The sequence below is a fragment of the Streptomyces sp. BR1 genome (assembly GCF_052373795.1).
Taxonomy (GTDB): Bacteria; Actinomycetota; Actinomycetes; order Streptomycetales; family Streptomycetaceae; genus Streptomyces.
Window position 1 is genome coordinate 5,628,223 of the sequence record NZ_CM126252.1, and the last position, 13,118, is coordinate 5,641,340.

General features: G+C 72.6%; 16 protein-coding genes. 10 read left to right on the forward strand and 6 right to left on the reverse strand.

The genetic code is table 11. The features are described from left to right. The first annotated feature begins 82 nt into the window (after positions 1–82). From ACT1U9_RS24535 to amaP, 5 genes are read left to right on the forward strand one after another with little or no spacing between them, the layout of a single operon-like run. Positions 83–589: an Asp23/Gls24 family envelope stress response protein gene (locus ACT1U9_RS24535; RefSeq protein WP_444534818.1), complete on the forward strand. Its 507-nt coding sequence runs from the start codon at positions 83–85 to the stop codon at positions 587–589. Between the two features lie 29 nt (positions 590–618). Beyond that, on the forward strand, positions 619–810 hold the full coding sequence (locus tag ACT1U9_RS24540; protein WP_361431696.1) for a hypothetical protein: 192 nt from the start codon (positions 619–621) through the stop codon (positions 808–810). A gap of 9 nt (positions 811–819) precedes the next feature. After that, positions 820–1,188, forward strand: a complete 369-nt coding sequence (locus tag ACT1U9_RS24545; protein WP_444534819.1) for a hypothetical protein — start codon at positions 820–822, stop codon at positions 1,186–1,188. Further along, positions 1,185–1,889, forward strand: coding sequence for a DUF6286 domain-containing protein (locus ACT1U9_RS24550; protein WP_444534820.1), 705 nt, complete (start codon positions 1,185–1,187; stop codon positions 1,887–1,889). The genes ACT1U9_RS24545 and ACT1U9_RS24550 overlap by 4 nt, the downstream gene beginning before the upstream one ends. A gap of 4 nt (positions 1,890–1,893) precedes the next feature. Further along, positions 1,894–2,472 carry an alkaline shock response membrane anchor protein AmaP gene (gene amaP / locus ACT1U9_RS24555; protein ID WP_444534821.1) on the forward strand — a complete coding sequence of 193 codons (579 nt, stop codon included), beginning with the start codon at positions 1,894–1,896 and terminating at the stop codon, positions 2,470–2,472. Between the two features lie 27 nt (positions 2,473–2,499). Here the strand turns inward: amaP and ACT1U9_RS24560 are convergent, their stop codons facing one another. From ACT1U9_RS24560 to ACT1U9_RS24585, 6 genes are all read right to left on the reverse strand, one after another. Continuing rightward, a complete protein-coding gene (locus tag ACT1U9_RS24560) occupies positions 2,500–3,255 on the reverse strand; it encodes an SDR family oxidoreductase (RefSeq protein WP_444534822.1) in 756 nt (251 codons plus the stop codon). A 4-nt stretch (positions 3,256–3,259) separates the two neighbouring features. Next, positions 3,260–5,041: a glycoside hydrolase family 15 protein gene (locus ACT1U9_RS24565; RefSeq protein ID WP_444534823.1), complete on the reverse strand. Its 1,782-nt coding sequence runs from the start codon at positions 5,039–5,041 to the stop codon at positions 3,260–3,262. 104 nt (positions 5,042–5,145) lie between these two features. Further along, positions 5,146–5,931, reverse strand: a complete 786-nt coding sequence (locus ACT1U9_RS24570) for an SURF1 family cytochrome oxidase biogenesis protein (RefSeq protein WP_444534824.1) — start codon at positions 5,929–5,931, stop codon at positions 5,146–5,148. 101 nt (positions 5,932–6,032) lie between these two features. Beyond that, positions 6,033–6,266 (reverse strand): hypothetical protein, encoded by a 234-nt coding sequence (locus tag ACT1U9_RS24575; protein ID WP_188274533.1) that lies wholly within the window; start codon positions 6,264–6,266, stop codon positions 6,033–6,035. A gap of 53 nt (positions 6,267–6,319) precedes the next feature. Beyond that, complete coding sequence (locus ACT1U9_RS24580; RefSeq protein WP_444534825.1) at positions 6,320–7,312, reverse strand: DEDDh family exonuclease; 993 nt, start codon at positions 7,310–7,312, stop codon at positions 6,320–6,322. A gap of 40 nt (positions 7,313–7,352) precedes the next feature. Then, complete coding sequence (locus tag ACT1U9_RS24585; RefSeq protein ID WP_444534826.1) at positions 7,353–7,976, reverse strand: TetR/AcrR family transcriptional regulator; 624 nt, start codon at positions 7,974–7,976, stop codon at positions 7,353–7,355. 135 nt (positions 7,977–8,111) lie between these two features. On the opposite strand from ACT1U9_RS24585, the gene ACT1U9_RS24590 reads away from it, so the two are divergent. From ACT1U9_RS24590 to ACT1U9_RS24610, 5 genes are read left to right on the forward strand one after another with little or no spacing between them, the layout of a single operon-like run. Continuing rightward, the gene (locus tag ACT1U9_RS24590) at positions 8,112–8,909 is read left to right on the forward strand and encodes an acetoacetate decarboxylase family protein (protein ID WP_444534827.1); all 798 of its coding nucleotides are present in this window, start codon (positions 8,112–8,114) and stop codon (positions 8,907–8,909) included. Further along, a complete protein-coding gene (locus ACT1U9_RS24595) occupies positions 8,909–9,793 on the forward strand; it encodes an SDR family NAD(P)-dependent oxidoreductase (protein WP_444534828.1) in 885 nt (294 codons plus the stop codon). The genes ACT1U9_RS24590 and ACT1U9_RS24595 overlap by 1 nt, the downstream gene beginning before the upstream one ends. Before the next feature lie 48 nt (positions 9,794–9,841). Next, positions 9,842–11,125 carry an amidohydrolase family protein gene (locus ACT1U9_RS24600; RefSeq protein ID WP_444534829.1) on the forward strand — a complete coding sequence of 428 codons (1,284 nt, stop codon included), beginning with the start codon at positions 9,842–9,844 and terminating at the stop codon, positions 11,123–11,125. Continuing rightward, a complete protein-coding gene (locus ACT1U9_RS24605; RefSeq protein ID WP_444534830.1) occupies positions 11,122–12,351 on the forward strand; it encodes an amidohydrolase family protein in 1,230 nt (409 codons plus the stop codon). Before ACT1U9_RS24600 ends, ACT1U9_RS24605 begins: the two co-directional genes overlap by 4 nt. A 25-nt stretch (positions 12,352–12,376) precedes the next feature. Beyond that, positions 12,377–13,117: a VIT1/CCC1 transporter family protein gene (locus tag ACT1U9_RS24610; RefSeq protein WP_444534831.1), complete on the forward strand. Its 741-nt coding sequence runs from the start codon at positions 12,377–12,379 to the stop codon at positions 13,115–13,117. The last annotated feature ends 1 nt before the right edge of the window (position 13,118 follow it).

Genomic DNA, 13,118 nt, shown 5'->3' on the forward strand with positions numbered 1-13,118 from the left:
AGCCTGCCGCATCCCCGGCGCGGGAGTGGGGAACCGCACTTAGTGTGGGCAATCGGGGGGAAGCCGAAAGGGATGAACCGCCATGAGCGAGACCGCACAGCGCAACCGCCCCGAGCACTCCGGTCCGGACCGGGATTCGCCGGACAGCGGGACGAGTGGGGCCCGGAAGACCTCTGCCGCCAAGCGTGGCGGCGGCGATCCCGGTGCCCGTGGGCGTACCACCATCGCCGACGGCGTGGTCGAGAAGATCGCCGGGCTCGCCGCCCGCGAGGTCGGCGGGGTGCACGCGATGGGCAGCGGCCTGTCCCGTACGTTCGGCGCCGTGCGGGACCGCGTCCCCGGCGGGAGCAAGTCGGCGGTGGCGCGCGGTGTGAAGGCCGAGGTCGGCGAGGTCCAGACGGCCCTCGACCTGGAGATCGTCGTCGACTACGGCGTGTCGATCTCCGATGTGGCCCGGGCCGTACGCGAGAACGTGATCGCGGCCGTCGAGCGCATGACGGGACTTGAGGTCGTCGAGGTCAATATCGCGGTCAGCGATGTGAAACTTCCTGATGAGGAAGAGGACGAGCCGGAGCCGCGTCTCCACTGAGGCCCCGGCCCCCGACTGAGGAGCTCAACATGAGCATGGCGGTGATCGGCATGGTGGCCGGCATGGCCCTCGGCTTCGCCGGATACTTCGGCGGATTCGGGGCGTTCCTGCTGGTCGCGGCGCTCGGCGCGATCGGCTTCGTGGCGGGCAGATTCCTGGACGGCGACATCGAACCCGGTGACTTCTTCCGTCCCCGGGACCGCGGCGACCGGCGGCGGTGACAAGGCCCCATGACGGTGTCGTCGACGGCGTCGCCCCAGCGGATCGAGCCCGGCGAGCGCGGGGCGACCCGGATCGCCGACCGGGTGGTGGCCAAGATCGCCGCGCAGGCGGCGCGCGAGGCGCTTCAGGCGCCCCCCGAGGGCGGCGCCGCGCCCCACGCGACGGTGACGGTCCACCAGGAGGTGGCCCGGGTCCGGGTCAGCGTGGAGCTCGGCTACCCCTCCGACATCGGCGCCCAGTGCGGCGCCGTGCGTCGGCAAGTCGCCGAGCGGGTAAGGGCGTTGGCGGGCATGGAGGTGCCCGAGGTGGCGGTGCAGATCGAACGGCTGCACTCCGCGCACACCGGGACGGCAGCGGATCGGGGGAGGATTCAGTGAACGAGCCCACGCCGCATGAGGCGAAACCGGACGCGCCCGGTGGCGACGATCGGACGCGCCGACTCCCCGTCGTCCTGGAGAAGAACCCCGAGGCCGGGCTCGACCAGTCGCAGTCGTCCGCCGCGTACGACCCCGTGCTCGCGGAAGGGGAGGACGGCGGGGGCGGCCGGTTCTGGTCGACGCGGCGCGTGCCCGCCACGGTCGTGGCGATCGTCGTACTCGCCGTGGCCGGGCCGCTGTTGTACGACATCGCGGCCGTCCGGGCCGATCGCCCGGCGATGCGCTGGCGCCGCCGCGGCGCCGACTGGCTGGCCGGGCACGCCCTGGACGACGTGGTGGTGCTCATCGGCGCGGGCGTCGTGGTGGCGCTCGGGCTCTGGCTGATCGTGCTCGCGGTGACGCCCGGGCTGCGGGAGTTGCTGGCGATGCGGCGCCCGTCCGCCGAGGTACGGGCCGGGCTCGACCGGACCGCCGCCGCGCTGGTGCTGCGCGACCGGGCCATGGAGGTCCCGGGCGTGCAGTCGGCGCGCGTCCGGATGGGCCGCGCCAAGGTCGCCGTGCGCGCCGTCTCGCACTTCCGTGAACTCGACGACGTACGCGCCGACTTGGACGCCGCGCTCGGCGCCGGCATCAAGGAGCTCGGGCTCGCCGCACAGCCCGGCCTCTCCGTGTACGTGGGCCGCGCCGCCAGGAAGAGGTGAAGCCGTGCTGAGGACGGTGAACCGGGTGCTGCTGGGTCTTGTGGGGCTCGTACTGGTCGCGGCGGGCGGCGCGGTCCTCGCCGCCGGGGCCGGACTGTCCGTGCCCTCGTGGTGGCCCTGGCACGGCACCGACGACGTGCTGCTCAGCCGGGCCCGACGGGAGCGCTGGCACCACTACGGCTGGTGGTGGCCGGTGGTCATCGCCGCGCTCGCCGTGCTGATCCTGCTCGCCCTGTGGTGGCTGCTCGCCCAACTGCGCCGGGCACGCCTGGCGGAGGTCCTGGTGGACTCCGGCGACGGCGAGGGCGCGCTGCTGCGCGGCCGGGCCCTGGAGACGGTCCTGGCGGGCGAGGCGGAGGCGCTGCACGGGGTGGCGCGCGCCCAGGTGAGCCTGCACGGCCGCCGCACCACCCCGGCGGCCCGCGCCGCCCTGCTGCTCGAACCCCACGCCGCCCCCGCCGAGGCCCTGGCGCTCCTCACCTCGCAGGCCCTCGCCCACGCCCGCGACTCGGCGGGCCTGGCCGCGCTGCCGGCCGAGGTACGGATGCGCGCGGTCAAGCACCGCCCGCAGCGGGTCAGCTGAGGGCCCGCGCCCAGCTCGGTTCAGACCTCAGAACCCGTGCCGCGCCCCTCCGTCCACCGGCAGCATCACGCCCGTCAGATACGACGCCGCGGGCGAGAGCAGGAACGCGGCCGTGCGGCCGAACTCCTCCGGGGTGCCGTAGCGGCGCAGCGGGATGCGGGACTCGCTCGCGGCGCGGGCCGCCTCCGCGTCGCCGGAGAGCGCGTCCAGCTCCCGTACGCGATCGGTGTCGATCCGGGACGGCAGCAGGCCGACCACGCGGATGCCGCGCGGGCCCAGTTCGTCCGCCAGGGACTTGGCGAAGCCCGCGAGCCCGGGGCGCAGCCCGTTGGAGATCGTCAGGCCCGGGATCGGCTCGTGGACCGACGCGGACAGCACGAACCCGATCACCCCGCCCTCGTCGAGCTCGGCGGCCGCCGCGCGGGCCGTCCGTACCGCGCCCAGGAACACCGCCTCGAAGGCCGACTGCCACTGCTCGTCCGTGTTGTCGGCGACGAAGCCGGGCGCCGGGCCGCCGACGCTGATCAGCACGCCGTCGAAGCGGCCGAACCGCTCACGGGCGGTGGCGATCAGCCGGGCGGGCGTCGCGGGGTCGGCGTTGTCGGCGGCCACGCCGAGTGCGTTCGGGCCGAGCCCGTCGGCGGCCTCGGCCACCGCCTTCTCGTCGCGGCCGCTGAGCACGACCTTCGCGTCGTCGGCCGCGAGCGCCCGCGCGGAGGCGAGGCCGAGGCCCCGGGAGGCGCCGGTGACGACGTAGACGCGGTCCTTCAGTCCAAGATCCATGCGCCTATCCTGCCTCCAGCCCCAGCGCGGTCGCCACCAGGCCGATATGGCTGAAGGCCTGCGGGAAGTTCCCCAACTGGCGCTTGGCCACCGGGTCGTACTCCTCGGCGAGCAGGCCCACGTCGTTGCGCAGGGCGAGCAGCCGCTCAAACAGGTCCCGCGCCTCCTTCTCGCGGCCGGTCAGCCGCAGCGCGTCGGCCAGCCAGAACGAGCAGACCAGGAAGGTGCCCTCGCCGCCGGGCAGCGGGTCCACACTGCGGCCCTCGGTGCTGTAGCGGCGCACGAAGCCGTCCCGGCCGAGCTCGGCCCGTACCGCGTCCACCGTCCCGATCACGCGCGGGTCGTCGCCCGGCAGGAACCCGACGCGCGGGATGAGCAGCGTCGCCGCGTCCAGCTCCTCGGACCCGTACGACTGCGTGAAGGTGTTGCGCTCGGGGTCGAAGCCCTTCTCGCACACCTCCCGGTGCACCTCGTCGCGCATGCGCCGCCAGCGCTCGGCGTCGCCGCGCCGCGACGGGTCGCTCTGAAGGGCCTGGACCGCGCGGTCGGCGGCGACCCATGCCATCACCTTGGAGTGCACGAAGTGGCGGCGCGTGCCGCGCACCTCCCACAGCCCCTCGTCCGGCTCGCGCCAGCGGGACTCCAGGAAGCCGAGCAGGCTGAGCTCGACGTTCCAGGTGTGCGGCTTGGCGGCCATGCCCGCCATCCGGGCCAGGTGCAGCGAGTCGATGACCTCCCCGTACACGTCGAGCTGGAGCTGGTCGACGGCGGCGTTGCCGATACGGACCGGGGTGGAGTCGAAGTGGCCGCTCAGCCACGGCAGTTCGACCTCGGGCAGCCTCCGTTCGCCGCCCAGGCCGTACATGATCTGGAGGTCCGCCGGGTCACCCGCGACCGCCCGCAGCAGCCAGTCGCGCCAGGCCGCCGCCTCCTCCAGATACCCGGCGGTGACCAGCGCCTCCAGAGTGAGCGTGGAGTCGCGCAGCCAGCAGAAGCGGTAGTCCCAGTTGCGCACGCCCCCGATCTCCTCGGGGAGCGAGGTGGTGGGGGCCGCCACGATGCCGCCGGTCGGGGCGAAGGTGAGCGCCTTGAGCGTGATGAGGGAGCGGACCACGGCGTCCCGGTAGGGGCCCTCCGTGCGGCACTTGTCCGCCCACTCGCGCCAGTCCGCGAGGCTCTGCTCCAGCGCCTCGTACGGATCGATTATCGACGGCCGGGGCTCGTGCGAGGGGTGCCAGGTGAGGACGAACGCGACCTTGTCGCCCGGCCCGACCGTGAACGACGAGCGGGTGCTCATCTGCTGGCCCCACGTCTTGACGGCCGGGTCGCTGCGCAGCCACACCGAGTCGGGGCCCGCGACCGCGACCCGGTGGCCGTCGGCGCGGCGCACCCAGGGCACCACCCGGCCGTAGTCGAAGCGCAGCCGCAGGACCGAGCTCATCTCGACGCTGCCGCTGACGCCCTCGACGATCCGTACGACGTCCGGGCAGACATCGCGCTGCGGCATGAAGTCGATGACCTTGACCGTGCCGTTGCGGGTCTCCCACACGGACTCCAGGACGAGCGAGTCGTCCAGGTAGGCGCGGCGCGTGCAGTCCCCGGCGCCCGCGGGGGCGATCCGCCAGTGGCCGTTGTCGTCGTCGCCGAGCAGCGCCGCGAAGCAGGCCGCCGAGTCGAAGCGGGGCAGGCACAGCCAGTCGACGGAGCCGTCCCGGCCCACCAGGGCGGCGGTCTGGAGGTCGCCGATGAGGGCGTAGTCCTCGATGCGCTGGATACGTCGCGTCACGCAGTGGCGTGTTCCCGCCCGGCGGAATTGTCAATCAGACCGATACGTCAATAGGACCGGACGGTACGCATCGGACGGGGGTGCGGCGGTGGTACGCGGGTGGTTCAGGCGGCCGCGGGCGCGGGCTCCGCGGACTCGGCCTGCGCCGCCGCCTCGGCCCGGTCGCGCTTCTCGCGGCGGACCAGGATCACCCAGCCGACCGGGACCCCGGCGGTGAACAGCCACCACTGGACGGCGTACGCCATGTGGGGACCGATCGAGGAGTGGTCGGGGGCGGGGATCAGCTCGGGGGAGTCCGACTCGGGCGCGGTCTGCTCGATGTAGCCGCCGAGGACGGGCCGGCCGAGCGCTTTCTGCTGCTGGGCGCTGCTGATGAGCATGACCTGGCGGGGCGGCAGGCCCTTGACGTCCTTGATGCCGCTGGCCGCGGTCGTCTGGTCGGCCATCAGCCGGCCGGTGACCGTGACATCGCCCCTGGGCGGCGCGGGGATCTTCGGGAACTCGGTCTGGCTGCCGTTGTCCGCCACCCAGCCCCGGTTGATCAGCACGGTCGGGCCGCTGTCGAGGACAAACGGGGTGAGCACGTGGTAGCCGACCCGGCCGTCGGCCGCGGTCCGCCGGCGCACGACGACCTCATGGGCCGTGTCGTACGTACCGGTGGCGGTGACCCGCAGCCAGTACTGGGAGTGCGGGACGACATGTCCGGGGGAGGTGAGCTGGGTCACCGGGACCGGCTTCGCCTTCAGGTTGTCCGCGATGACGGCGTTCTGCGCGACGCGGTGCTGGTGGCGGTGCAGCTGCCAGAAGCCCAGCTCGATCATCGTGGGGATGAGAACGAGGGCGAGGAGGGTGACGAGCACCCACTGCCGGGACAACAGGAAGCGGTACACCCCATGAAGGTACAACTCCCACCATGGGGTGTTCTCAGGGGGTCGGCGTACGGAGGGCCGGACCTTCGGGGTACGGGAGGCCCGGCCTTCGGTACGGGGGATCAGACCTTGTCGACGATGCCCACCCTGCCCTCCGCTCGGGCGCAGTGCCCGCCGCAGTACCAGTGGCCCTCGACCTCGACGCCCTGGCCGATGACCTGGACCCGGCAGTGTTCGCAGATGGGCGCCATGCGGTGAATGGCGCAGGAGAAGCAGTCGAAGACATGCACCGCGCCCTGCGCGTGCACCTCGAAGGACATCCCGTAGTCGTTTCCGCAGACCTCGCAACGTGCCATGCGCCACAGGGTGGAGCGCGCCGGGCCGCATCGGTGGGCGGCACGCCCTGCACTCACCCGTCTGCCGGAGCCACGTCCCGCAGCAGCTGGGTGAAGGCGGCCTCGTCGACGACCGGCGTGCCGAACGACTTCGCCTTGACGGTCTTCGAGGTCGCCGAGTCCGGGTCGTTGGTTACCAGCAGACTGGTGAGCCGGGACACACTGGTCGCCACGTGCAGCCCGGCCTCGACCGCCCGGTCCTCCAGGAGCTCCCGGTCGATGGAGGTGTCCCCGGAGAACGCCACCCGCATGCCCTGCTTGAGCGGTTTGTCCGCTTCGTAACGCCCCGGGTTGGGGTACGGGCACGCCGGGCGCTTACGGGCCGGGCGCCAGCTGGAGCCGCGTCCGTACGAACCCGAACCGGTCGCCTGGTAGCCGATGCGCGGGGCGGTCGGCGCGTCCGACCACTCGGTCAGCGGGCGGCACTCAAGCAGCGGCAGCCGCGCCCCGACCCGCGCCGCCTCGTGCAGGCTCGGGCGGAACGCCTCGGCGAGCACGCGCGCGTCGTCGAGCGCGTGGTGCGCGCGCTGCTGCACCACTCCGAAGTGCGCGGCCAGCGACTCCAGCTTGTGGTTGGGCAGCGGAAGGGCGAGCTCCTTGGAGAGCGCGATGGTGCACAGCCGCTGGCGCACCGGCGCGGTGCGCTTGGCCCGCGCGTACTCCCTGGCGATCATCTGCCAGTCGAAGATCGCGTTGTGCGCGACCAGGACGCGGCCGTCCAGGCGCTCGGCGAACTCCCCGGCGATGTCCGGGAAGAGCGGCGCGTCGGCCAGCACGTCGGTGGTCAGGCCGTGGATCCACACCGGCCCGGGGTCGCGCTCGGGGTTGACCAGTGTGTACCAGTGGTCCTCGACATTGCCCTGGGCGTCCAGGCGGTAGACGGCAGCAGAAATTATCCGGTCGTCGCGGGCGAGTCCGGTGGTCTCCACGTCGACGACCGCGTACCCCTGCGGGTAGGCGGTCGGCCACGTCGGCGCTGCTGTCGTACGGTCGTCGAGCATGGTCACAGAGAATACGGGGCCGCACTGACAGTCCGACCGGCGCCCGTCAACGCGGCTGCGCCAGCAGCCCGTCCACGAGGGCCCGCACCGAGGTCGCGAACAGCCGCTCCGGGTCCGCCGGCCGGGCCAGGGCGCGGGCGAGCGCGGGGTCGTGTTCGGCGGACGCGGTATGCCAGAGCTCGTCCTCGGCGGGGTGCTGGGCGGGGGCGCGTTCGCGGTAGCGCTCGACCAGGACATGGCCGACGACCTGGACCTGGACGGCCTGGACGACCCGCGCCGCCGCCGCGCCGCGCAGCCCGGCCGTGTGGACCTCGTGGACCAGGGCCTGCTGCGCGGGCAGGAACATCCGCTCGGTCAGGCCGCGTTCATGGACCATCGCGATCAGATGCGGGTGCTCGCGCAGCTCCCTGCGCAGGGCGGTGGCGACCGAGACGATCCGGGCGGCCGGGGTGCGCCCGCGCGGCCGGATCTCGCCGAGCTCGCGCACGGTCCGCTCGACGAGCGCGTCGAGCAGCTCTTCGCGGTTGCCGACGTGCCAGTAGATCGAGGTCACCGCCGTGCCCAGCTCGGCGGCGAGTTTGCGCATGGTGAGGGCTGCCGGGCCGTGCTGTCTGACCAGGGCCTGTGCGGTCGTCAGGATCTCCTCGCGGCTCAAAGACGTACGCGTCATGGCCCGCCTTCTCCCAACTCCGGTTCCCGCACGGCTCTTTACCCTTCATCGGCGGCGGTGTAACTGTGTTACAGAACCCCGGGGGACGGCACGGCGACCACAGGCTGAGGCACGACCGACGAAGGGTGGTACGACATGGCACGCGTACGGTACGGCGCCCGTACTCAGGAGGAGATCCGGGCCGCGCGCACCGCGAGCTCGAAGCTTCCCGACATCTGGTCCACCGGTGTGACGGCCGTCTGGGAGAGCGATCCGGACGCGGTCGCGGCCGTTCTGCCGCCGCCGCTCAAGCCCGCGGGGGATTCACTCGTACGGGCGAACATCAGCCGCGTCGAGCTGCCCGGCCATCCGCTCGGCGCGGGCTCGGTGGCGGTGTCCGCCGTCCATGACGGGCAGCCGGGGTGGTACCCGCTGGTGATGCCGATGACCCATGAGCGCGCGCTGATCGGCGGGCGCGAGGTGTTCGGCGAGCCGAAGAAGCTCGGCGAGGTCACGGTCGAGCGGGACGGCCTGGTCGTACGGGCCGCGCTCGCCCGGCACGGCATCGCCTTCGTCGAGGTGCGCGGGGCCGTCGACAGCGTCCTGCCGCTGCCGGAGCCCACCGAGAAGGTCGACTTCTACTTCAAGTTCCTGCCCGCCGTGGACGGCGAGGGCTTGGAGATGGACCCGGTCCTGGTCCACTGCGTACGGAACGAGAAGGTCCGCAAGCTGGAGCGGATCACCGGGGACGTGGTGCTGCGCGAGTCGATGTACGACCCCGTCGCGGACCTGCCGGTGCGCCGCCTGGTGGAGATCACCATCGGCGAGAAGACCACCGACCAGCGCGGCCGGGTGGCCGAACGGGTCAGCGCGAAGGCCCTGTTGCCGTATATCCACCAGCGTTACGACGACCCGCAGCAGATCCTCGACGGGCCGCCGGCGGGGAGCCTCTAATGCGGCTCGCCGAGGGGCGGACGGCGGTCGTCACGGGCGCGGCGAGCGGGATCGGGCTCGCGATGGCCCGCCGGTTCGCGGCCGAGGGCCTGAACGTCGTCCTCGCCGACGTCGAGGAGGCGCCGCTCCAGAAGGCGGCCGGGGAGTTGCGCGAGGAGGGTGCGCGGGTGCACGCGCGCGTGGTCGACGTCTCCGAGCGCGAGGAGGTGCGGGCGCTCGCCGACGCCGCGTACGACGCCTTCGGGGGCGTCCACGTGCTCTGCAACAACGCGGGCGTCGGCTCCGGGGCCGAGGGCCGGATGTGGGAGCACGAGGTCAACGACTGGAAGTGGGCCTTCGCGGTCAATGTGTGGGGCGTCTTCCACGGCATCCAGGCCTTCGTGCCCCGCATGATCGCCTCGGGCGAGCCGGGCCATGTGGTCAACACCTCCTCCAGCGACGGCGGGATCGCGCCGCTGCCCACCGCGTCCGTGTACGCGGTCACCAAGGCGGCCGTCGTCACCATGACCGAGTCGCTGTACGCGCATCTCAAGGCGGAGCACGCGCGCGTGGGCGCGTCCGTGCTCTTCCCCGGCCCGCACATGCTGCGCACGGGCCTGTGGGAGTCGCACCGCAACCGGCCCGAGCGGTACGCCAAGGAGCGGCCCCGCAAGACGCCCTACCGCAGCCTGGACCAGTGGGAGGCGGCGATGCGGGCGGCCGGGCGCGAGATCGAGTTCACCCCGGTCGAGGACGTCGCAGAGACGGTCGTGGACGGCATCCGGGCCGACCGCTTCTGGCTGCTCCCGCCGAGCGAACACAGCGACGGGCAGATCAGGGCCAGGTCGCAATCGATGCTGGACCGGGCCGAACCGACGTACCTGGAGAACTTCATTCTCGACTGAGGACGACTGAGGACGACAGAGGACTACTGCGGACTGAGGACGGCAGTGATGACCGAGCCGAACGACCCGTATCTGATCATTTCCTCCGACTGCCACGCCGGACTGCCCACCGAGCGGTACCGGCCCTATCTGGATTCCCGCTTCCACCGGGAGTTCGACGACTTCCTCGCCGGGCGCGAGCGGCGCCGCGAGGAGATGACCCGCCTGGGCGTACGCAACGAGGCCTTCGCGGCCAAGTGGTTCGCCGACAACGAGGAAGGCCTCCAAGGCGGTTGGGACGTCGAGCGGCGGCTCAAGGAGCTCGACGGCGACGGGGTGGCGGCCGAGGTCGTCTTCCCCGACGCGGACGCCGTGGACAGCCAGACCGCCGCGCCCTTCGGGGTGGGTCTCGGCCTCTCCGGCGACCAGGACCCCGACCTCGGCATGGCGGGCGCGCAGGCGCACAACCGGTGGCTCGCCGAGTTCGTCGGGCAGCACCCCGAACGGCACTGCGGGGTCGCCCTGCTGCCGGTGACGGGCGACGTCGCGCGCGTGGTGGCCGAGATCCACCGGGCCAAGGAGTCCGGGCTCGGGGCGCTGATGATCCCCTCGATGTGGGTGGACAAGGCCCCGTACCACGACCGCCGTTACGACCCGGTGTGGGCGGCGGCCGCCGAGACCGGGATGCCGCTGGTGACCCACTCGGGCGCCGCGCCCCGCCACGAGTACGGCGACCACCTGGGCATCTACGTCAGCGAGGTCACCTGGTGGCCCGCGCGGCCGCTGTGGTTCCTGCTCTGGTCCGGCGTCTTCGAACGCCATCCGGGGCTGAGGTTCGGGGTGGCGGAGTCGGGCTGCTGGTGGCTGCCGAACCTGCTGTGGTTCATGGACCGGCTCTATCTGGGCGCCCACGGCGGCAAGAAGCTCTCGCCGTTCGCCGAGCTGCAGCGGCCGCCCAGCGAGTACCTGGACCGCCAGATCTTCGTCTGTGCCACCAACACCAAGCGCCGCGAGCTCGCCCAGCGCTACGAGATCGGCATCGACAACATCCTGTGGGGCTCCGACTTCCCGCATCCGGAAGGGACCTGGCCGCACACCCGGGAGTGGCTGAAGAAGACCTTCCACGACATCCCGGTGACCGAGACGCGCCGCATGCTGGGTCTGGCGGCCGCCGAGGTCTTCGGCTTCGACGCCGCCGCGCTCGCCCCGATCGCCCGGCGCATCGGCCCGACCCCGGCCGAACTCGGCCAGAGCGACGACCAGTCGGCCGTCGAGGCGTCCTGGGCGCGCTCGCGCGAGGTGGGCCGGCACTGGCTGACCGACCACGACTTCCCGGTCCTGGGGGCGTCATGAACGCCGGCCGGTACACGGTGATCTCGGCCGACTGCCACGCGGGCGCCGACCTGCTGGACTACAGGCCGTACCTGGAGAAGCGGTACCACGACGACTTCGACGCCTGGGCCGCCACCTACGTCAACCCGCACGAGGATCTGCTCGCCGACACCGCCGACCGCAACTGGAACTCCGAGCGGCGGATCGCCGATCTGGAGGCGGACGGGATCGTGGCAGAGGTGATCTTCCCCAACACGATCCCGCCGTTCTTCCCGTCGGCGTCCCTGATGGCCCCCGCGCCGACCCGGGAGGAGCTGGACCTGCGCTGGGCGGGTCTACGGGCCCACAACCGCTGGCTCGCCGACTTCTGTGAGCTGGTCCCGGGCCGCCGGGCGGGCGTGGCGCAGATCCTCCTCAACGACGTCGACCGGGCGGTCGAGGAGATCCGCCGGACCAAGGAGGCGGGCCTGACCGGCGGCGTCCTGCTCCCCGGCGCACCACCGGGCTCGGGACTGCCGGAGCTCTACTCGGCGGCGTACGACCCGATCTGGACGGTCTGCGCGGACCTGGACGTACCGGTGAACCACCATGGCGGCTCCGCGTCCCCGCCGCTCGGCGAGGAACCGGCCGCGCGGGCCGTCTTCATGGTGGAGACCACCTGGTTCTCGCACCGGGCGCTCTGGCATCTGATCTTCGGCGGCGCGTTCCGCCGCCACCCCTCGCTCAAACTGATCCTCACCGAGCAGGGTTCGGGCTGGATCCCCGGCGTCATCGAGATGCTGGACTACTACCACGAGCGCCTGGTGTCGGCGGCGAGCAGGGCGGCGACGGCGGAGTCCAGGTTCGGCGCGGGTCTGGCCGAGTCGATGGGCGAGGGCCCGAGCCGGGTCTGGCGCGACAACTGCTATGTGGGCGCCAGCTTCATGCGCCCGCACGAGGTGCCGCTGCGCGACCGGATCGGCCTCGACAAGATCATGTGGGGCAGCGACTACCCGCACGACGAGGGCACGACCCCGTACTCCCGCGAGGGCCTGCGCCTCGCGTACGCGGGGCTGCCGCGCGAGGACGTGGCACGGATGGTGGGCGGCAACGCCGCGCGCGTGTACGGCTTCGACCTGCCGCTCCTGGACGCGGTCGCGGCGACGGTGGGCCCGACCGTCGAGGAGATCGCCGAGCCGCTCAAGGAGATCCCGCCGGACGCGACGAGCCCGGTGTTCGCCCTTGGTGGGTCGGTACGGGTGTGGTGACGGCGGGGGTGAGACCCTTCGCCGCATGACGGAAGCGGAGACGGCGCCCGGCCCCGACGGGTCCGGCGGGCACGACGAGGCCCATGGCGGAGCCCTCGGCGCGCGCCTGAACTGGCTGCGGGCCGCAGTTCTCGGCGCCAACGACGGCGTCGTCTCCACCGCGGGCCTCGTCGTCGGCGTCGCGGGCGCCACCGGCGACCGCTCGACGCTCCTGACGGCGGGCCTCGCGGGCCTGCTCGCGGGCTCGATGTCGATGGCGGCGGGCGAGTACGTCTCGGTGTCGACCCAGCGCGACTCCGAGAAGGCCGCCCTCGCGATGGAACGGCGCGAGCTGCGCGAGGAGCCCGAGGCCGAACTGGACGAGCTGACCGGTCTGTTGGAGGACCGCGGCCTGAGCCCCGAGCTGGCCCGGGAGGCGGCGGAACAGCTCACCGAACGCGACGCCCTGCGCGCCCACGCGCGCGTGGAGCTCGGCATCGACCCCGACGAGCTGGCCAACCCGTGGCACGCGGCGGGCGCGAGCTTCCTGGCCTTCACGGTGGGAGCCCTGCTGCCTTTGCTCGCCATCGTGCTGCCCCCGGCGTCGGTACGCCTGTACGTGACGGTCGGCTCGGTCCTGGCCGCGCTGGCCCTGACGGGCTGGTGGAGCGCCCGCCTGGGCTCGGCACCGGTGGGGGCGGCGGTGCTGCGGAATGTGAGTGGGGGTGCGGTGGCTATGGGGGTTACGTATGCGGCGGGGGTGTTGTTGGGGGCGGCGGGGGTTTGAG

What these genes read in the sequence shown, in the direction of transcription:
- ACT1U9_RS24535 (WP_444534818.1), top strand. Translation starts at nt 83, where the DNA reads ATGAGCGAGACCGCACAGCGCAACCGCCCCGAGCACTCCGGTCCGGAC.
- ACT1U9_RS24540 (WP_361431696.1), top strand. Translation starts at nt 619, where the DNA reads ATGAGCATGGCGGTGATCGGCATGGTGGCCGGCATGGCCCTCGGCTTC.
- ACT1U9_RS24545 (WP_444534819.1), top strand. Translation starts at nt 820, where the DNA reads ATGACGGTGTCGTCGACGGCGTCGCCCCAGCGGATCGAGCCCGGCGAG.
- ACT1U9_RS24560 (WP_444534822.1), bottom strand. Translation starts at nt 3,255, where the DNA reads ATGGATCTTGGACTGAAGGACCGCGTCTACGTCGTCACCGGCGCCTCC.
- ACT1U9_RS24575 (WP_188274533.1), bottom strand. Translation starts at nt 6,266, where the DNA reads ATGGCACGTTGCGAGGTCTGCGGAAACGACTACGGGATGTCCTTCGAG.
- ACT1U9_RS24585 (WP_444534826.1), bottom strand. Translation starts at nt 7,976, where the DNA reads ATGACGCGTACGTCTTTGAGCCGCGAGGAGATCCTGACGACCGCACAG.
- ACT1U9_RS24590 (WP_444534827.1), top strand. Translation starts at nt 8,112, where the DNA reads ATGGCACGCGTACGGTACGGCGCCCGTACTCAGGAGGAGATCCGGGCC.
- ACT1U9_RS24595 (WP_444534828.1), top strand. Translation starts at nt 8,909, where the DNA reads ATGCGGCTCGCCGAGGGGCGGACGGCGGTCGTCACGGGCGCGGCGAGC.
- ACT1U9_RS24600 (WP_444534829.1), top strand. Translation starts at nt 9,842, where the DNA reads ATGACCGAGCCGAACGACCCGTATCTGATCATTTCCTCCGACTGCCAC.
- ACT1U9_RS24605 (WP_444534830.1), top strand. Translation starts at nt 11,122, where the DNA reads ATGAACGCCGGCCGGTACACGGTGATCTCGGCCGACTGCCACGCGGGC.
- ACT1U9_RS24610 (WP_444534831.1), top strand. Translation starts at nt 12,377, where the DNA reads ATGACGGAAGCGGAGACGGCGCCCGGCCCCGACGGGTCCGGCGGGCAC.